This is a genomic window from Paenibacillus lentus, assembly GCF_003931855.1.
Taxonomy (GTDB): Bacteria; Bacillota; Bacilli; order Paenibacillales; family Paenibacillaceae; genus Fontibacillus; species Fontibacillus lentus.
On sequence record NZ_CP034248.1, the window covers coordinates 4,944,526 to 4,962,936 of the forward strand.

At 41.5% G+C, this 18,411-nt stretch carries 16 protein-coding genes and 1 pseudogene; 1 reads left to right on the forward strand and 16 read right to left on the reverse strand.

What is annotated here, in order from left to right:
• Window positions 1–3: 3 nt before the first annotated feature.
• The 12 genes from EIM92_RS22265 to EIM92_RS22315 form a co-directional block, all read right to left on the reverse strand.
• A complete protein-coding gene (locus EIM92_RS22265) occupies window positions 4–1,143 on the reverse strand; it encodes a pentapeptide repeat-containing protein (RefSeq protein WP_164515181.1) in 1,140 nt (379 codons plus the stop codon).
• 20 nt (window positions 1,144–1,163) lie between these two features.
• Entirely contained in the window at window positions 1,164–2,369 is a 1,206-nt protein-coding gene (locus EIM92_RS22270; RefSeq protein WP_125084720.1) for a hypothetical protein, read from the reverse strand.
• Between the two features lie 42 nt (window positions 2,370–2,411).
• Entirely contained in the window at window positions 2,412–2,576 is a 165-nt protein-coding gene (locus EIM92_RS23810) for a hypothetical protein (protein WP_164514984.1), read from the reverse strand.
• 4 nt (window positions 2,577–2,580) lie between these two features.
• Window positions 2,581–3,045: a hypothetical protein gene (locus tag EIM92_RS22275; protein WP_125084721.1), complete on the reverse strand. Its 465-nt coding sequence runs from the start codon at window positions 3,043–3,045 to the stop codon at window positions 2,581–2,583.
• A 221-nt stretch (window positions 3,046–3,266) separates the two neighbouring features.
• Window positions 3,267–4,487: an IS256 family transposase gene (locus tag EIM92_RS22280; protein WP_125081887.1), complete on the reverse strand. Its 1,221-nt coding sequence runs from the start codon at window positions 4,485–4,487 to the stop codon at window positions 3,267–3,269.
• Between the two features lie 106 nt (window positions 4,488–4,593).
• On the reverse strand, window positions 4,594–5,076 hold the full coding sequence (locus EIM92_RS22285; protein ID WP_125084722.1) for an antitoxin YezG family protein: 483 nt from the start codon (window positions 5,074–5,076) through the stop codon (window positions 4,594–4,596).
• Window positions 5,069–8,032 (reverse strand): DNA/RNA non-specific endonuclease, encoded by a 2,964-nt coding sequence (locus EIM92_RS22290; RefSeq protein ID WP_164515182.1) that lies wholly within the window; start codon window positions 8,030–8,032, stop codon window positions 5,069–5,071. The genes EIM92_RS22285 and EIM92_RS22290 overlap by 8 nt, the downstream gene beginning before the upstream one ends.
• Before the next feature lie 29 nt (window positions 8,033–8,061).
• Window positions 8,062–8,442, reverse strand: coding sequence for a DUF4280 domain-containing protein (locus EIM92_RS22295; RefSeq protein ID WP_246021123.1), 381 nt, complete (start codon window positions 8,440–8,442; stop codon window positions 8,062–8,064).
• A gap of 409 nt (window positions 8,443–8,851) precedes the next feature.
• Window positions 8,852–10,147, reverse strand: a complete 1,296-nt coding sequence (locus tag EIM92_RS22300; protein ID WP_125084724.1) for an IS110 family RNA-guided transposase — start codon at window positions 10,145–10,147, stop codon at window positions 8,852–8,854.
• A 534-nt stretch (window positions 10,148–10,681) separates the two neighbouring features.
• Entirely contained in the window at window positions 10,682–11,095 is a 414-nt protein-coding gene (locus EIM92_RS22305; protein WP_125084725.1) for a hypothetical protein, read from the reverse strand.
• Window positions 11,096–11,112: 17 nt separating this feature from the next.
• Window positions 11,113–13,869 (reverse strand): phage late control D family protein, encoded by a 2,757-nt coding sequence (locus tag EIM92_RS22310; protein WP_246021124.1) that lies wholly within the window; start codon window positions 13,867–13,869, stop codon window positions 11,113–11,115.
• 186 nt (window positions 13,870–14,055) lie between these two features.
• Entirely contained in the window at window positions 14,056–14,343 is a 288-nt protein-coding gene (locus EIM92_RS22315) for a DUF6809 family protein (RefSeq protein WP_125084727.1), read from the reverse strand.
• Window positions 14,344–14,596: 253 nt separating this feature from the next.
• On the opposite strand from EIM92_RS22315, the gene EIM92_RS22320 reads away from it, so the two are divergent.
• Complete coding sequence (locus tag EIM92_RS22320) at window positions 14,597–14,824, forward strand: helix-turn-helix domain-containing protein (protein ID WP_125084728.1); 228 nt, start codon at window positions 14,597–14,599, stop codon at window positions 14,822–14,824.
• A 536-nt stretch (window positions 14,825–15,360) separates the two neighbouring features.
• On the opposite strand, the pseudogene EIM92_RS22325 reads toward EIM92_RS22320, so the two are convergent.
• The 4 genes and pseudogenes from EIM92_RS22325 to EIM92_RS24420 all read right to left on the reverse strand — a co-directional run bounded on the left by EIM92_RS22325 (window position 15,361) and on the right by EIM92_RS24420 (window position 18,377).
• A pseudogene (locus tag EIM92_RS22325) lies at window positions 15,361–15,848 on the reverse strand (SMI1/KNR4 family protein).
• Window positions 15,845–16,153: an HNH endonuclease gene (locus tag EIM92_RS22330; protein WP_125084729.1), complete on the reverse strand. Its 309-nt coding sequence runs from the start codon at window positions 16,151–16,153 to the stop codon at window positions 15,845–15,847. Before EIM92_RS22330 ends, EIM92_RS22325 begins: the two are co-directional and overlap by 4 nt.
• Window positions 16,154–16,494: 341 nt before the next feature.
• Window positions 16,495–16,965 carry a hypothetical protein gene (locus EIM92_RS22335; RefSeq protein WP_125084730.1) on the reverse strand — a complete coding sequence of 157 codons (471 nt, stop codon included), beginning with the start codon at window positions 16,963–16,965 and terminating at the stop codon, window positions 16,495–16,497.
• 23 nt (window positions 16,966–16,988) lie between these two features.
• Window positions 16,989–18,377, reverse strand: coding sequence for an EndoU domain-containing protein (locus EIM92_RS24420; protein WP_246021125.1), 1,389 nt, complete (start codon window positions 18,375–18,377; stop codon window positions 16,989–16,991).
• Between the last annotated feature and the right edge of the window lie 34 nt (window positions 18,378–18,411).

Below are 18,411 nucleotides of genomic sequence, written 5' to 3' on the forward strand. Positions count from 1 at the left end.
CGCCTAACCTTCAACCCAACAAATACTACTGCGCTGTTCTTCACTTAAAATCACCCGCTGCTCATCCTGCTTTAGCATACGACTGCCTGTCAGGTCTGCTCCGGTAAAGTCTACTTCATCCAGTACAGCATAGGTAAAATCCCCTGTCACTTGAGCATATCGAAAGCTGGCTTTGGTTAAGTTCGCTCGCTGAAAACATACCCCATGAATGCCGAATATGATGCCGCGTTCTTCATTCATTAAGTTTCGAACAGCATATACTTGGTCAAACCAAGCTTCTTCCAGATTACAATCACGAAAATCAGCATCAATCATCACGCTACCTCGAAAATCGGATTGGCGACAATCACACCGTTGGAACCTTGTCCCTAACAAATAGCTATTTTGGATAGTACAATCTCTAAAATTAACTTGTTCTAATCGAGCATAATTCAGGTTGATTTTGGAATAGCCCCCTCTGGATACATCTACACCTTGAATATGCTCGTAAATATATTCCTGTTCAAGTAAGCTTTCCAGCCAGCCCTTACAGCTTACAGATAGCCTCTGAACTTCGTTGATGCGATAGACCGATTCTGTCTGCTCCGAATCCCGGTACTCCCCCACTCGCACCTCAAATTTTTTTTCTTTTTGAAGGCTGCTAAAAGAAGGCAACACACTGATCTCCTCCATGGCATAGCGCACTGCATGGGTCATATATTCATGAAAAGGCGGAACTTGCTCGCGTGCCCACGCTTCCAGCAGGGGTGATTGTATATGTTGGGCATATTTTCTTCGCTGTTCATCACAATATTGATACCAGCTATCCCATAAACTATATATCCAGTCCGCATGATACCTGAATGGCGTCATCTCGACCTGATCAGGTAAGCCCAATTCAAAAGCTTCGAGCATATATTCCAAATGACCTTCTTGTAATCTGGTTCGCAGAAGAGATAGTTGAATGCTAGCACACTTCCCCCTCGAACCTTCCAATTGCTGCTCTACAATATGTTGGAAAAATAAATCAAACAATTCGATCACTGACCGTGTGATCTGGTCCTTATGTTCACAGAAGTAATTGTGCAATGCCTGGATACTTTCTGTTCGCCGTGGGCTTGCATCCACCTCAACAAACCGCTCCCATGCTTCTTGTGAATTCATCCCCTTCTCACTTCCATCCATTATTTTTCCATTAAAATTTCGACACCTTTTACAACAACTTGTCCCTGGTCAATCTTAATTCCTCCAAAACCTCCCTCAGTAGACATCTCAATCTGGTTGGCAAGCATCAGAATATTCTCTCCCACCATCTCAATCTGCTTTCCAGTCTGAAGGGTTATCTTGTCATTACTGTTTAAAAGAATTGTACCGTCATTCGTTAATGTGATTGATGCGCCATCCTCTCCACTGATAATCGTGATCTTATCTTCTTCGAACATAATTTTCTGTCCAGCAGGAGTCATTATAAATTTGGTATCCGGATTCGCCATCAAATCATCCTTCAAGCTTTGGTCATAATGGACGATCGGCTGCAGCATCTCCTGCTGAACAACAGTTGTGGTTACGTTTCCCCTGCCGCTTTGGGCTTCAGTTGGCAGCTTTTTACGCACAGAACTCAGCGCGATACCTTCCGCTTCGTTATGACCGGGGAAATAAATCCGTACATCATCGCCCTTCTCGGGCATAGCATACCATCCCGCTTGATCTTCGGAGGCATACATCGTTGAGTAAGGAAACAACCATGCGGTATTCATGCTCCACCCTTGGTCATACTCCAGCTTAACTTTAACCTCATCCCGGACAACGGCCATGACGTTCCCCTGAATAGATGCACCTATAATTTTAGAATTGTACATTTTACGCCTGTATCCGGCTTTTTTTCGGCAAAGTACATAGGTATGTGTTAATATTCCGCGAGTCATTTCTGTAGTGACTTCAAAAACATGCAGCTTTTGCTTATTGAATGTAACCATATCACCAAGCTCCAGCACTTGATCCAGTACAATCTCATAACGAATAAAATCTGACTCAACAAGACCTGATTCACCCAAAGGGTCAGCATTTTTATAAGCTAACAAGTCCTTATGTACTTTGTAATGGGTTGCCTGTATCTGCCCAATATCACGATGTTCAGGAATTCCCAAATACACAGCAATATGGTTGCGCGTTGAAACCGGAATAAGCGGGGCATTGTAATGTGATGCCAGGCGCTTCAGAAACTCCCAATCCGTTTCCTGATACTGTAACGTGAATGCCCCAAGCTTGCGTTGTTCCTTATACGTGTTGTTAAAATCAGCGTTGGCATAAGCACCTCCGATTTCTTTCATTACATTATCAATAAGTAATGATTTATCCTGAAAAGCACGGTTCTCCAGCTTAATATCCATGGCATACGTGTGAGACGCAGCCTCAGCCTCAAGCCAAATGTGTTATTCCTTAGACTGCTTCGCTTTACGTTCCCAGTATCTGCGCTCGTATTCTTTTTCCTTTAATCGGTTCTCCGGCTTCTGCCGCCATTTGCGCCGGTATTCTCGTTCATACTGTCTTCTGTATTCCCGACGTGCTTCTAATGCTCCTGGACTCAATGACTTCATTAGCTTATCCCTCCAGTTCAGCTAACCGTTCCGTTTGAACAGTCAAACATCTTGCTGTTTCCTTCATTTTTTCTTCTGCTCGGCGTATCATTGCTGCTGCTTCTTCTTTCACTTTTTCAGGCTCTGTTTGTTGTCGAGCCAACATATTTTCGTTATAGGCACTTTTCTCCTTCAACACAGATGCTTCATTTTCAAGTTCATTCATGTTGTGAATCGCTTCTAACCTCTCATGATCGTCTAGCTGATCTGCTAACGAGGTCAGCCGTTCTGCTTGACCAAGTAACTGATTTACTTCTGTCATCACCTGTACGTCGGTTCGTCCTGACTGGTTCAGCTTATCCGCTTGATTTCTTAGCTCTCTGGCTTGCTGGTAATGCTCCGCAATTTGTGCTCTAATCGCTTCATACTCTGCTTGAGCCTGTGCAATTAATCCTGTTTCCTCTGTTACTGCCTGCACTTCTTTTGCCATTCGGTTCATCCTCCTTTGATTTTGAGCATGCAAAAAAAGCTCATTCCTACTCATGGTTCAAGTGGGAAAGAGCTTTGAAAGTTTATCAAGTGTTTTGAATTATTTAGTGTTTGGTTTGTTGGTTGTATTGTACGATCTTGTTGTTGGGGTTGTAAACGGGTCTGTCAAGAATTTTGTGTAAACGAATGTAGAGGGTGATGCTTAGAGGGGGACTCCGCCCCCTACCTCAAGTGCTGACCCACGCGATCAGGGAAGAAAACCGAAAACTGTAGCAGCATTTGTCCCCAGTTCTGAACACGGCCCGTCCATTTCCGTACAACGTCCATTGTGGATAAATACAGCATTTTAAGGAGAGCCTCGTCGCTCGGAAAGATGCTTTTGCCTTTCGTCACTTTGCGCAGTTGACGGTGATAACTCTCGATCATGTTCGTGGTGTAGATCAACTTGCGAATTTCCGGCGGGTACTTGAAGAATGTAGCGAGCTCGCTCCAGTTGTTGCGCCAAGAACGGACGATCAGAGGATACTTTTTGCCCCACTCCTCCTCAAAGCGATCTAGCTCCACAAGCGCCGCTTCTTCGGTTGCTGCTTTGTAGATCGGCTTCAGATCGGCAGTCACCTTCTTCAAGTCCTTGTAGGACACGTAGCGCGTTGAATTACGGATTTGATGGATGATGCACTTCTGAATCTCTGTAGCGGGATAACAAGCGCTTATCGCTTGCGAGAAACCGGTTAGATTATCGACACACGTAATGAGAATGTCTTGTACGCCGCGGTTTTTTAACTCGTTCAAGACATTGAGCCAGAACTTGGCCGACTCGTTTTCGCCAATCCACATGCCTAGGACGTCTTTATTCCCGTCCAGATCGATGCCGATGACCATGTAAGCCGCCTTGTTGACAATAGCTCCGTCTTGCTTCACTTTGAAATGAATGGCGTCGAGAAAAACAACGGCATATACGCTCTGTAGCGGCCGATTTTGCCATTCCTTAACCATAGGGATAACCTTGTTCGTCACGTTCGAGATCAGTGTCGGGGAGACTTCGATGCCATACAACTGCTGTAGATGATCTTGAATTTCACGCGTGCTGACGCCCTTCGCGTAAAGCGCAATGATCTGTTCCTCAATGCCTGTGACATTGGACTGATGCTTCTTCACCACAAGCGGTTCAAACTCGCCCAAGCGATCACGGGGTACGATTATTTCTTGCTCACCATACTCACTGACGACAGTTTTCTTGCTTTTGCCATTACGGCTGTTTGACGTCGCTTTCGCCGTGATGTCGTGCTTGGCATAGCCCAGATGTGTTTCCATCTCCGCTTCGAGCATCTCCTGGATTGTTTCTGCAAACAGGTTCTTTAATGCGTTTTGAGCATCCTGTGCCGTTACCAGATTATTCTCTTTAATGAAGTCGCGCAACTGTTGTTTCGTCCAAAGTCCCATGTATTCTCCCAACCTTTCTATTAGTTCCATTTTAATAGGTTTTGGAGTTTACACAAACTATTTTACAGACTCTTGTAAACTACAATTTTCTGCTTCCTCGAAAAGACTATTTATTCTCTTTTCCTACCATTTCAAGATACTTTTCTAAATGTCTTTTTCCGGAGTTACTTTTAGGCATTATGCCGAGATGTTTATATTTCCAAATAGTCTTTCTTTCATGCGCGTCTGCATTCGAAAGATCATCATAATTAAAGTCAATATTAAACTTTCCCGAATTCTCTAGGATTAAAGTTAGATTTGTCCAAGTCTCTTGATCGTTATCTTTAAACTCTCTCCAAAGTTTCTGAATTGCATCGACCAGTTGATGCCACTTTTCTGAGTATTCACTTTCACTTACAGTAAATAGTTCAGTTATATCATGGCTGTAAACAGGGTTATCATTTCCTTCTGGGTAGTAATAAAAGTAAGCAGTCTGGGAACCTCCCACAATCTCACCATATAGATAAATCTTAGACCATTCCTCAGGAATAATATCAACAACAACTTCTGCTATCCGCTGGTATAGGATTCCTAATTGCTCGTCATTCATCCAACTTTCCTCCCGGTACATTATCAAATCGCCTGATTTCCCAATCATCTTCACCAATTTTATACTTAATATCGAAACTGTCGGGACGTTGCGAATTCCCCTTGTAGTTAGGGGTTATCTTAACTTTTACTTCGTCTCCTTGTTTGAGCGCATCAGCCCACGTATTCTCAAGTTTCTTCCATTCACCTTTATTCAGATTACCATTCATTGGTACTAAATTATCAAGGTCACCCGAACCCTTGAAAATACTAGCAATTAAATGACCACCTTCGTCATCAGGTAACCGATCTTCTCTTCCTGCCACTCGTTGGGCATAGCCGTTTCTTTTTCCATCTCCTAATTTGAGTTCTCCTTCAACATGCGAAACACGTCCATGACTATCAGTCCTATAATTGTATCCTTCTTTACTTGTATACTCAACATCCGGCTTTAGTACCTTTTTGCGACCATCTTTAGTGTATTGATCACCATAGTTTACTTTAGTCGGAGCTTTTGGCGTCCCCTCAGTCTTACCCTTGTTCCTATCCGGTCCGTCTCCACCCATGGAGAATAATTTAGACTTATCATTCTTGACGACATCAAGTGCCTTTATACCATTAGTAGTTTGACGTATTATAACATAATAAGGTGCTTGATCTATAGCCGCCCGCTTCATCTTGTTAGCCGCTTCCCCAAAGTTCTCCATCACTCGGTCTAAGGCAGATCCTCTGGTTTTAAAGCGACCATCATGTATACCTACGCCTTTACCAAACAACCCTTTGGCGCCACTGGGAGCAATGAACCCCATCACACCTTTTTTTCGTTCGTTATCGACTGTGCTTGTCTTAGATTTTTTACTATTACTGGATTTAAAATGTTTTGCTTTTGCAGCTGCAGCTGATCCACTAGTAACGGCCGTTATAATAGCTTCTGCACCCAAAACGCTCGTCTGTCCCCAAGCATTACCTAAAGCCTTGTTTTCTTCCTCAGTGGTTGTGTAATAACTCATTGAACGTTTAGAAACACCCATCACTACTGGATCGACAACGCCTTCCTTAATTTGGGCATACTTATTCTTAGTATCCCCCCAAAGCTCACTCCATGATTTTTTTAATGTTGCAGTATCTATAACATATTGAATGGTTGAGGTTACGCCTTGTAAAGTTTCATTTCGTTCATTCAGCGGCTTTACTTCTCTTCCTAAAAAAAATGAATGTCTTTCCCTTACCTCTTCGGCTGCCTGATCCCAACTTTGAAGGCGGAGAGGGGACGTCACCTGGTGAATCGTGGTTACCCCCATATCTAGGACATCCACTACAAACCCCCAGAGTTCTTTACCTGTCTCTTTCCATACTTCAACCACTGCTTCCTTTCGGGCATTTTTACTCTCTTGATACTTTCTTTCCTTGACCACCGCAGCTCCATGCTCTTGAACCTGCTTCTCGAAATCGCTCAGAATGGGTTCATATTCTTCTCTCTCTCCGGTGGCGGTAAACTTAATTTTTTCACTATACGAGCTAATATCATCTCCTAATCCTAGTTTTCCAGTTACCTGCTTCCCTCCAGCAGACCCTGCTTCCTCATCTGTTTCCAATGTATCAGCAATTCTTTCCAGCGACAAGCTTTCACTGGCCGTCAATTCCACTTGATTTCCGCTTAAATGGATACCACCTGCGGCTAGTATTCGCACCTGTTGATTACCAGATAAGTTGACTCCTGTAAAGCTATTCATACCAATATAAAGTTGGCCCTCACGACCAGTTATATTTAGTTCCTTATCTCCAAGTGTGAATTCTTTTCCCTGTGGATTGCCAAAGGTTTTCACTCTAGGATCAGCCATTTTTTGCTGTTGCTTCGCAGCATAGTTCATGCCCGGCTCTTGCCGGACGGATTGAATGACGAAGGCTTCATCCTCTTCCGCACTAGGAAAGTATAATTTCACTTTACTTCCCTTCTCCGGCATCATATACCACACTTGATTTCCTTCTGCTGCATAAGGAAACCAGCGGGCTAAGCCGTCATTCTGGTCACAGTCCATATCCAAGTGTATTTTTACTTGCTGACGGCTAACCCCAATTATCTTTCCGTTAATTGCCGCGCCAATGATAGCATTATTATGTACTTTACTACGTTTATAGCCTTCACGAAAACCACATTCATATGTCCAAATTAATTGTCCTTGTTTCATTTCAGCCTGTCTTCTTGCTATCACATAAGTGTGGTCATCTTTAATTACTTCATCTCCAATGTCCAGTGCGCTCATCCACTCAAAAGTATACGTCGTCGTTCTATCTTGTGTTTTTTGAATATGATTACTCGAGGCTGTATATAAATAAGCTTGGATTCGCCGTGACACTTCGAAAGGATAATTTTCTGGCAGCTTAATCTGCCTTCTACCTTCAGGTATTCCAATCCAGAAACGCGGTTTATGAGCTGTGATATCTGCAACCAGTGGAGCTCCTTCATGTGAGGCCAGTCTTTGCAAAAAGCACCAATCTGTCTCCTCATACTGCATGATAAACTTTCCCGTCTTCTTATCGTTAAACGAATAATCAATAAAGTCGCTTTCTGGATAAGCCGCGACCACATCATCCATGATTTCGGAATACTTCTGATCTACATGTTGGAAGCTTCTTTTTCTTTTATATGTATCCATATTAAAGGTATGGGAAATGGCCTCAACCACTAGTTGGTTTTGTTCATGCATGACACGGACAGAAAGCTGCTGAATCTGTCCCATAAAAAGAGTTTTCGTTCCTCTTTCCACATCTAGTTCATACACCTCAATAAAATCATTCGGGCCCGATTTCGTTATAATTCCTTCTTCTATTTCCTCGTATACTCTTCCTACGAGTCTTAATCTTGCATGTTCGCCTACCTGATGTGTAATTTTCAGATCTTCAACACGTACTTTACCGTGAGGCCAGTTTACTTGCAGCATCTCATTTGAAACATATTTCTCCGTCAAATAAGTCACATTATTCCCTCCTCTCATATTAGCGGGCCTTATTCCTGCCCCCCATCCTTAGCTATACTGATAATTCCCCCTAAAGCGCATATAAGCGTTGCACTATCCAGCAAAGCTGGTTGCTCGTCAATGAGCAGGTCTTCTTTTCCGTCTGACCATATTCCGCAAAGTTCTGGCTGGCAAACATCATCCGTTTTTTTACAAAAACCAAATAATCCTATATTTTTCTCAGCTACACAATCGGTTACATTCATCACTGGTTTATCTTTGATATACACCCCATGGGACTGCGGCAAGTTCAAGCTGGATGGTAGAGTTCCTTCGCTGCAAGTTAGCTCAGCTCCCCGTACAACATAAGTATCAGCTTGAGCAAATGCACCCGCTGCTATCAAGCCTGGAATAAAACTCATTAAGGACATACGCTTCCTCCCACTATAAATTAATATTTTCTCGCTCTTTCTCACATTTCCTTAGAATTTTAACATTGACTACCTCGAGAGGTGGATATAACGGGAAGTTTATTGAATTTATTTCCTTTCGGCAGTGTGCGGGAACAGAGATTGGAATGGATTTTCCAAAAAAAAGTGGTTTCCGTATGATCGCACCTTGGATATCCACAACACTTCCTTGATGGTTTACCCTCCCATGTCACACGGGGTCTATGCCCTTACATTCCTTCGTTCTACCTCTCAAGGGGTGGACGCCGTTTCTCGCTCCTTTACTGGGTCGTTGCCCTTATGGAATAGTTCCTGCGGCTGATCCGTGCTTCCATTGTCTCTGTATTGATCCTAAGCATATAGTGAGTCTATCGACCTGAACGTGATTGATTTAAGCAGCCAACTGAAGCTGAGTCCGGCGAACCGGTCCTAAGACATCAGCGGCATTGTATACGATTTTCCTTATGCCTAACGTGTGTAAAATGCGAATCAGTTTTCCACAAAGCGCCACAATAGACTGTTTCTTTTTCAACGGATTGACCTGGCGCTGCGTATAATACTGATGCATCGCTTTAAACTCCGGGTTCTTTGCCACCATGGGCAACACGGCTCGGAAAAGTAGTGCTCGAAGACGTGATCGACCTCGTTTGCTGATCGTCGTTCGACCCTTTTTCTTTCCAGAACTGTTTTCTCGCAGGTTAAGTCCCGCGAGACGGATAATCTGTTGACCGTGGCTATACCGAGATAGGTCACCGGTTTCTGCTAGGAAGCCAGCAAGTGTCGTGATTCCTACACCCGGAATAGTGAGCATTTCCTGTGTGCCAGGAATCTGTTTGAGTAATAACTCCACTTGATTCATGATCTCTTCCAGTTGTTGTGTAAATAAGGCGTACTGTTGCATCCAAGTGTGTAACTCTAACTTAGCAGCAGTGGTACCTTCTGTGAGTCCAATGGATTCAGAGGCAGCTTCCACAAGCTTTTCAGCTCGCTTTATCCCTACGGCTCGCTGTACGTCTTGCTTCCATCGCCCGAGGATCGCAGTGGCGCCAAGGGCTACGATCTCTTGCGGCAATGGAAACTCAGTCAACGTGACGAGCGCGGCTTTGCCCTCCCAGCTCTTAAAGACGTTGTTAAACTCCGGGAAAAACCGATCGAGCCAGTTTTGAATCCGTCTTTGGACTTGCCCCAAACTGACCATCGTTTTCTCACGCATATTCATGAGAATTCTCAAATCTGCGTAAACGCTAGTCGGTAGTTGGGGTTCGGTATAGTGACCGTTACGGACAAGATCCGCAATCACTTTGGCATCCTTGTAGTCATTTTTAGTCTGGGAGTTATCCTCCAGTTCCTTGCTCTTATGCACATGATGAGGATTCACGACCACGATACGAATGCCCTTGTCTTGCAAGAACTCAGCCAGGGGAAACCAGTAGTGTCCGGTGGGCTCAATGCCAAACACAATATCTGTTTTGGCGTACTGCCTCTGCAATGCCTTCATCCACGATACGAGTTTCGAGAGTCCCTTACGGCTGTTTTCAAATACACAGTCTTTGCCAAGCTCGATTCCGCGAAAATCGATCGCTCTGGCAACATGGGTGTCCTTTGCAATATCTGCACCGACAACCAAAGTTTGATCTGTAATGTCCAAAATGCGTTGATTCTGTTTCTCTTTTAGCTTATACTTCATTTGAGCGTCCTCCTTCTAATTAGGGCAGTGAATGGTTCGCATTCCAAGACCCAGCATACAGGAGGCGCTTTTTTTGTTCAAATCTCATATTAATTCATTACAGGAATAGCTCCTACATTTTATTTATTATTAATTTCCTGAGATGCTAATCCAACCCATCACCAGAATTGGGTTATACTATTTTTTACTCTGCCAGAATCCACTTTTCACTAAATCCTTTTGTTTCTTCAGCAGTCTATCATCTGGCCTCGGAATCCAAATGTCCCCAACCATCTAACAACTTCTAAATCTCTTCTCTAACCTAAAAATCTACATTCCCTAACAGATATATCTCTGCCGTAAGTTCGCATTTCCTTATTTCTAACAGTAAGTACAAATCTTATCCAAAGCTATTGGTATTCTGTACAATAAAGTAGAGAATCTCCTCCCTTAATTACGATCATACAAAAAAAGCTCATTCCTCCTTTTGATTCAAGTTGGAGTAAGCTCTTTAAGGTTGAAGTGTTTGTTAAGTTGTTTTTTGGGGTTAACTAGTTAATCTTGATCATCTAAATTGGCAACATTTGCAATCTCCCTCATGAAAGATGTTACAGCATAACAATCTTCTAGTTCATCCTCATCTAGCATCGACCAATAATAAATAGTATTCTTATGAATATTAATATCTTGAAGAAGATGATATCTGATAACACTGGCCAATTCCGCCTCAGCCTTTCCTTCTACTATAGCATCATTAAATGATGAAATAATAATAATCATTAAAGCAAATCTTTCTTCTTTGTTTAATTCGATATTTTCATAGGCATATAAGAATTCGGTTATTCTTGAAGAATCCGCCACTTCATACTCCCAATCTTGTGAAAATTCATCAGGAGCAGGTAATTTTATTTTCTTTACAAGACCTTCAATAGCACTCTTAGTAACATATTCCGGGTATATATTCTCCATGGTTATTTCTCCTTTTATTATTTTCCTATTCCTGAAGGATGAGCACTGCTGTATGGAAAAGCAGATCTAATGCCACCATCCTCTTTTACTATAACTCTAGCCATATCAGGTTTTATTTCAGTACCATCTGGCAAATATCCTCTTGATTTAATAAAGGGTGGTAGTGGAACTTCATGAACACCGGGACCTTTTTTCGCTACCTCTGCAAGAAATTCTGCTGCACTCTTCTCGTCAAGCCATTGGCTGATTTGATGACCCTTCCCTCTTGCTCTATCAATAAGCTGATTTGGTTTTTTCTTAGCACCATGCTCTGAAAAAGTATGACCATACGTAGGTGTACTTTTAGGATTCCCCCATTTAAACCCGTTCCCCCCACCGCCACTCTTACTAAACATGAAGAGCGGCTCGTCACCAGTACGGACAAGTTGATTAAATCCAACTGTACCATGACCAGTGTCAAGCACAGGCAATTTTTCGTAGTTTTTCGGATTAATAAATTTACTATATTCACTCAATAAAGATTTGCCTTCTTCAGCTGCTCTTCTAAGTTGATCATCCAACTTTCTCCGAGCTTCACTCCATAGTTTAGTTTTTGGTGGAGATATGCCGTTAACGCCCTTCACGTACTTAGCATTAAAAGTCGCTTTGGCGCCTTTCAACGCACTATTTGTAAATATCATAAGATCTACAAATCCGAGTACTACCCCAGAGGCATCCAGCATTTCCTGATTAATACCGAAGAAGCTTGCCTCTGTAATTTCCCCATCATTTAAATCCCTCAGTTGCACGGTACTGACACCAATTTGAGCAACGCCCCAAACCCCGTTGGCTATAGCTAATAGATATAATGAGCCTCCTGCGGTGAAAAAAGCACCTACGACAGCTACGACTCCAAACATTAAGTTGAGTTCTGCCATCATTTTTTTCTTCTGTCTTACAAGCACCTCAAAGGTAAAACGTGAAAGATAAATTCCCTCATCCGGGTTTTTGCTTAGGTAATCCGGTACCATTGGAATTAGCTCATTTAATTGACGTTCCTCTCTTCGCTCTTTCCAACGATCTCCCCAGTTATCTATTTTACCAGATAATGCTTTAGATGCATTCATAAGCCCCTGTAAAGCCTCATTATCCTTAGCTTGATTCTCTATATATCCTTTCAATTCCTTTATCGGCAGTTGTCCCTTTACGGCTTTCCACGGGGAGGCTGTCTGTTTAGGAGGCGCCTTCTTACCACTTCTTATGTCTATGTAGTTTTGATAATACTCTGCATACTCTTGCTTTTCCTGGGCTCTTTCCTTCTTTGACTTTTTCTCTGGCTCAGGTGTTAATTGCTTAATTTTATTTTTATATTGAGTCTCAATTTCTTTTGAATCCAGTTTCCTTAGTTCTGTTCGGGCCTTTTCCTTCGCACCTGGTTCTTTCCTAGTTTTTGATGTTAGGTTATTTCTAATTTCAAGCTTTTCTTCTTCTGTCAATCTAGCAGATGAATATCCAGAACTAACTCTCTGTTTCCTATCCTTTTCTAGTTGAGCTTTGGGGATTTCCTCTTTTAGTAGTTCATCGATATATAGCTCCATGATCTCTTCATCCGTAAGCATATCCAGAAAGTCCATCTCGAGCTTCTCGAAATTCACTTTCTTCCCTCTAATCCCCACATACTCTGGCCGGATTTCCATATAATGCTCCGTATTCGTGAAGAAAGTAATCGTCTCGTTAGCTACGAGCTTAATATGCTCCGGCACATTTTGGCCGCCTAGTTCGATTTCATCAGACGCTATAACGAGAATCGATTCCGTAGCGTTTAATGAAATATCGTTTCCATCCAGAGTTAAGCTGACGGTATTTTTCTCGAATAATACACCGTCTTCACCAAGTTCCATCTTTGCTTCTCCAGGCATATGAAATACCTTCGTCGTCGGCTTCTGGAAAATGGTGCGTGACTTCATTTCTTCGCTTTTGCCCCGTACCGAATTGATGGCAATCGCCTTTTTCTCCGTTCCCTCGGGAAAATAAACTTTGATGCGTGCCCCTTCCTCCGGCATACAGTGGAAGATGTTATTGCCTTCCGGCGAATACGGGAACCACCAATTTCCTCGTTCGTCTGGGTCATGATCAATATCCAAATGTACCTTAACCATGTTGTTTCCGCGCTTAGTAACGCGCCCCTCCAGGGCAACGCCTTGAATCGCACGATTCGTTCTTACCTTAGGCCGAAGTGCCGCTCGCTGTACGAGTACATATTCATAATAGATTAACCCAGACTCATAGGTAATCATGGATTCCGTAACCACCCACATCTGTCCCTTAAAGGAAACGTTGTCCCCCACCTGACAGTACTGGTTCGTATGTACCCAGTAACTGACAAAGTCGGACTCCCCCAAGGCTGAGCTCGCATCCGAATTCGCCTGAATATCAAGAAAGTTCTCCCGATCTTTAATGATCGAATAATGATGGGAGCGAATAACTTTCCCCCAAGAGAAATCAGGTACGCCAAAATAAACCCATGGCGCATCCATAACCACATCAGGAAGGATTACCGTACCGACCCGCGATGCCAACCTTTTTAAAAACTGCCAATTCGTCTCTTCATACTGCACAATGAGCTGACCAATCGTCGCTTCGGGGGACGTCGCTTCATTCTGGGCATCCCCTCCAGGGTATAGATTAGCAATTTGCCGAATCAAATCCGTATACGTCAGATACTTGTTCTGAAAGGAACGACTCTCCAAATGGCGATCCATTTCAAAGGTTCGCGATAGACCTTCTATGGTCACATGAGGAATCCCATCTTCCATCTGAATATCGATGTTGGAGACTCCGCCTGCAAACAGGTAGTCATTCCCCTGCTCAGTAGATTTACGAATCAGTAAACTATCCTAATAAAAAAAGCTCACTCCTACTAAAGTAGAAATAAGCCGTTAATGATTTTTGCAATATTATTTAATATATTTAAGCTAATCTTAACTATTCACTAACTCATCCCGTGCCGTATATACTTCTGTCATCATTAATGCACCAAATTGAAAGCCATGAATAAAAGAAACTTTAGCATACATTGAAGAAGACCTACTTCGCAGATCAAGTAATTCTTCAAGCTGACTGAATTCTATTGCCGATAACTTCTTCTCCCACGTTTTTAGGGCTTCGAATATTTTCCGATTTAAAGTACGGTATTCGGGATCAGTTGGCACAATCGTTTCTACGGGGCGAATGTCTCCACAATATAACGCTTCTAAAATACTTCTCATTTCCCTCTTCCCTTCAATTGAATTGCGGCTTCTTGAAAGAAAGACTTACACATGATAGATTAAATGTGCAGTCTGCCTTCAGGTCAGTCCCGTGGGGGTAGTGGCGAGTTCTTTATTGAGAGTACGCCGTTTTATTTTATACTTATGATTATCTCGCTTCTCTTTTTACGTTGTTTATTTAATTAGTGACTAAAAGTCACCATTCATACTTTGATTATACAGTGACTTTCAGTCACGGTCAAGGAGCTGTTTTATGTTTAATCGAGAAATTTTTGCGGAGCGTTTTAAAAATTTACGCCTTATAAAGGCAATCTCACAGCAAGACATTGCCACATCTTTAGGAGTTGACAGATCTGTTGTAAGTCATTGGGAAAGAGGTACGCGAATCCCTAGCCTAGATATTGCTTATGCTCTGGCTGATTATTTTGACGTAAGCCTTGACTACCTTGTAGGACGCTCTGACAACTCTAATTACCGTTAAAGAGGGGCTCATATACGCTTTCTTATTAGAATTGTAGGACAGTTACACAAACCTACACTCTTTTAGCGATTTCGTTTGGTTGCGCACTCAGTGTCTCTATCGGAATAGGTTATTGTTCAGTTGCAATGGTATTTAGAAAAACGCAAGAAAACGAAGAAAAAACAGATCAATCATGGTGGTATCTGACCATAATCGACCTGCCTAACGAAACACAATAGCGTTATTTAGGTTATAAAAATTAAAGCATTTTATGCGCGTACAACCGAATTGGACATATCTTTATATGGGTATTACATGGGCTATGTCTACTTAGAATCGGCCTCCCGACTCATTCGGAACTTGGTGGGTGTTGAGACAAGGAAAAAAGAAAACTACAATACGCCACGGAGTTAATGGCCTCCCCTGCTTCTCTTTCCCGCTTAGGCAATACATCTCGATTGGTGTACCTTCATCTAACAAGCAGTGAACGTAAAAAACCAATCCTAATTTGTTTAAATAGGAATGAGCCTCTATGTTGCAGAGCCTACAGACATTTCTTAATCATGTAAGCTCTCAATTAATTCAGTGAACGAATTGGCCACAAAAAACACATTTTCTCGTGCTCTCTCTTCTGCCTGTTCGACAGATAAACCTTCTTCCTGCATAAGAATTGATTTTTCCCATGCTCCTTCGTGCTCCCAAAAAACGATTACCGGCTTATCGTCACTATCTTTATAGTCAAAACAAATCAGGTTTCCAGCCGGGTCAAATGCAAAAGGTATCAATTCAGCCGGTAATGTTTCTTTATAGTTTTCATAGACCTTCAGAAAATTGTCTGGACTTGACTCATCAAATGACAGGAGAGAACCAAACACCCTTTGCTTATGTCCTACATCAAAGACTTCAGGCTCTACATTTGCACCATTATTAACCATCGAGCATAATATATAGTCTAATGGGAATTTATAACCTATTTTTTTGAAACCGCCTCAATTTCTTCTCTACTCACTTCTTTATCAGCAAATTGCCATTCAATTTTCATCATCTTATTCCATCCCCCCATATCGCATTTCCACCCAAGTGATTTACTCCATGTGTATCTGTAACCACTAATTGCATTTTCCCAGTTACTTGATGATGGTGCCAAGTTAAACCTTGAATTCTAGCCTTTCCCGCTTCAATCTGTGCTAATTGTTTCTCATTGAATATGTCTTTAGGAACCTCTCCATTGTCGATCGCCCTTTTTAATGCTTGTGTGCATGCTTTAAATTGATCATTGTCTTTTGCAATTAACAAATTACTATCAATATCTTTTAAAGTTGTTTGATTTAAACGCGAAACTAAATACAACTCTTATTCCATTTTCTTCACCACAGTCAATCAATTTTGCTGCTTATAACAAGTTTTCAAAGGTAACTCTTCAGCTTGGTTCTCTATATTAACCTTCAATTCCTTTATAGGTAGTTGTTCTTTAACTGCTTGCAATGGGGATGAGGCGCGCTTTCTTACCACTTCATGTCTATGTAGTATTGATAGAAACCTGCATAATTTTGCTGTTCTTGAGCTCTTTCTTTTTTAACTCTTTTTCTAGCTGAGATTGAGTAATTCCTAGTAGTCCTACGCACTGAAAAAGCCTATTCCTCATTATCGCCTTTATGGAATAGGCTTTTCATCACCATATATAGCATTTGTTAAGATAATTCGTTATTTTCAATACTCTTTACTTCTATCATTTTTTGTTCCATCCAATTCATAACCATTTCCGCCTCCTCACGAGAAACAACCCCCCTCTCACCTTTATATTTATAATTTTCATAAGCCCATACTAATATAATTTTCACAAATTCAACTGTCTCTAATTTACATATCGGTTCAATTTCATCTTCATCTTCATCATAAAAGGGATCTTCAATTATTGTATAGTCCCTATAAGATATAACGCTTGATGCATTCCCTCCATGCCTAAATTCGGGTATGTTTCCCCTTAATAAATTAATATAATTATCAATATCAATTTTCAAATCTTTAAATCTCCAAGGTATATCAGATCCTAATGGGTCACTTATCATATAAGCAAACTCCAATGATTCTTCCTCACTAAAATCCAATATGACTTCATCATATTTTTCTTTATAATCTAATGAATATTTATATTTAACCATACTTCACATCCCCATTCTCTTTACTAATATAACGGATAAGCTGAAATAATCTTACCATTCCTGATTACCATTTCTATTTTTATACCTGCATCCGTATTTCCTCTATATCTATTATTCTTAAAGACCTCTTTTTTAGCAAAGGCTTCATTTATGGCATCTATCACCTGTTGCGGTGTCCATTCCTTTGGAAAAAATGTAGATTTAGGTTGCTTTAATACTCCATTAACTTCAATAGTAGCTTGATAGACACCAAACTCATTAGGCGGGTCAATATTTCCGACAATTTTACCATTACTATTTGGCATTCCTTCATAATGAAAACCATTGGCACTTCCATTTTTAAGTATTTCCCCATCAAAAATATGATTTAATCCATTTTCTTTAGTACCTTGTTTGAAATTTTCAGTATTCTTTAAACTATCAAGCCATTTCTTTTTCTCTATGGTTTCAAGCAATTCCTTCTCTATCTTCAGATACTCACCAAATTTGGAGGCTTCTCTTATAGCCGCACTCGCATCAAGATTAGCCTGAACCTTCCCGCGTAATTCAGCCTTTTTCTTAGATACCCACTCAACTGCATCTTCTCCATATGTAGCTTTGAAATACGCTTCCCAGTCATCACCGAACATCGGATTCTTAGATTCCCATGGGTTACCTTGTTTACTTGTCGTATCTTTAGCTTTTGTATTCGCTTTTGTATTTGTTTCTGTATTTGTAATAGCATTTGTATTTGTATTTGTTTTTGTATTTAAGCTAACTTTCTCATTCTTCAAATTTGGAGTCTCTTTTAATGAAGAAGATTTTTTGGCCAGATTTTCTAGCTCCATCTCCTTAGAAACTTTAACTACTCTATCTAAGCGAACTTTAGGTGTAGAAATCTGGTCAATCCCCTGCATATACTTGATATTAGCTGCTGTATTAGCCCCTTTCAGTGCAGCTTTTCCGAACATCGTTATATCTACTATCGTTAGCACTGCCCCCGCCACATCTACCATTTCCTGGCTAATCCCTAAAAGGCTTGAATCCGAAATGATCCCATCATTTAGATCCCTCAGCTTCACAATACTAACACCAATTTGTGCGAGGCCCCAAGCACCGTTCAATGCAGCATATACATATAACGATGCTCCTGCGGTGAAAAAGGCACCTATGACAGCTACGGCTCCAAACATTAAATTTAGTTCCGCCATCAATTTTTGCTGCTTAACCACAAGCTCCTCAAAGGTAAAACGCGAATAATAGATCCCTTCATCAGTATCTTTACTAAAATAGTCCGGCATCAATGGAATAATTTGATCTAACCGTTGCTCTTCTGCTTCTTCTATCATGCCAGATATTGCAGCTTTTGAAATTCCAACAAACCCTTGAAAAATTGCATTTTCTTTAGCCTGCTTCTCTATATGCGACGACAATCCCTGAATCGGTAGTTTTTCCTTTAGAGCTTTC

Excerpts from the sequence above, each read along its gene's own strand:
- EIM92_RS22305 (WP_125084725.1), bottom strand. The coding sequence starts at position 11,095 with ATGGAGAATATATACCCGGAATATGTTACTAAGAGTGCTATTGAAGGT.
- EIM92_RS23810 (WP_164514984.1), bottom strand. The coding sequence starts at position 2,576 with ATGAAGTCATTGAGTCCAGGAGCATTAGAAGCACGTCGGGAATACAGA.
- EIM92_RS22275 (WP_125084721.1), bottom strand. The coding sequence starts at position 3,045 with ATGGCAAAAGAAGTGCAGGCAGTAACAGAGGAAACAGGATTAATTGCA.
- EIM92_RS22265 (WP_164515181.1), bottom strand. The coding sequence starts at position 1,143 with ATGAATTCACAAGAAGCATGGGAGCGGTTTGTTGAGGTGGATGCAAGC.
- EIM92_RS22320 (WP_125084728.1), top strand. The coding sequence starts at position 14,597 with ATGTTTAATCGAGAAATTTTTGCGGAGCGTTTTAAAAATTTACGCCTT.
- EIM92_RS22300 (WP_125084724.1), bottom strand. The coding sequence starts at position 10,147 with ATGAAGTATAAGCTAAAAGAGAAACAGAATCAACGCATTTTGGACATT.
- EIM92_RS22295 (WP_246021123.1), bottom strand. The coding sequence starts at position 8,442 with ATGTCCTTAATGAGTTTTATTCCAGGCTTGATAGCAGCGGGTGCATTT.
- EIM92_RS22280 (WP_125081887.1), bottom strand. The coding sequence starts at position 4,487 with ATGGGACTTTGGACGAAACAACAGTTGCGCGACTTCATTAAAGAGAAT.
- EIM92_RS22285 (WP_125084722.1), bottom strand. The coding sequence starts at position 5,076 with ATGAATGACGAGCAATTAGGAATCCTATACCAGCGGATAGCAGAAGTT.
- EIM92_RS22270 (WP_125084720.1), bottom strand. The coding sequence starts at position 2,369 with ATGGATATTAAGCTGGAGAACCGTGCTTTTCAGGATAAATCATTACTT.
- EIM92_RS22335 (WP_125084730.1), bottom strand. The coding sequence starts at position 16,965 with ATGGTTAAATATAAATATTCATTAGATTATAAAGAAAAATATGATGAA.
- EIM92_RS22315 (WP_125084727.1), bottom strand. The coding sequence starts at position 14,343 with ATGAGAAGTATTTTAGAAGCGTTATATTGTGGAGACATTCGCCCCGTA.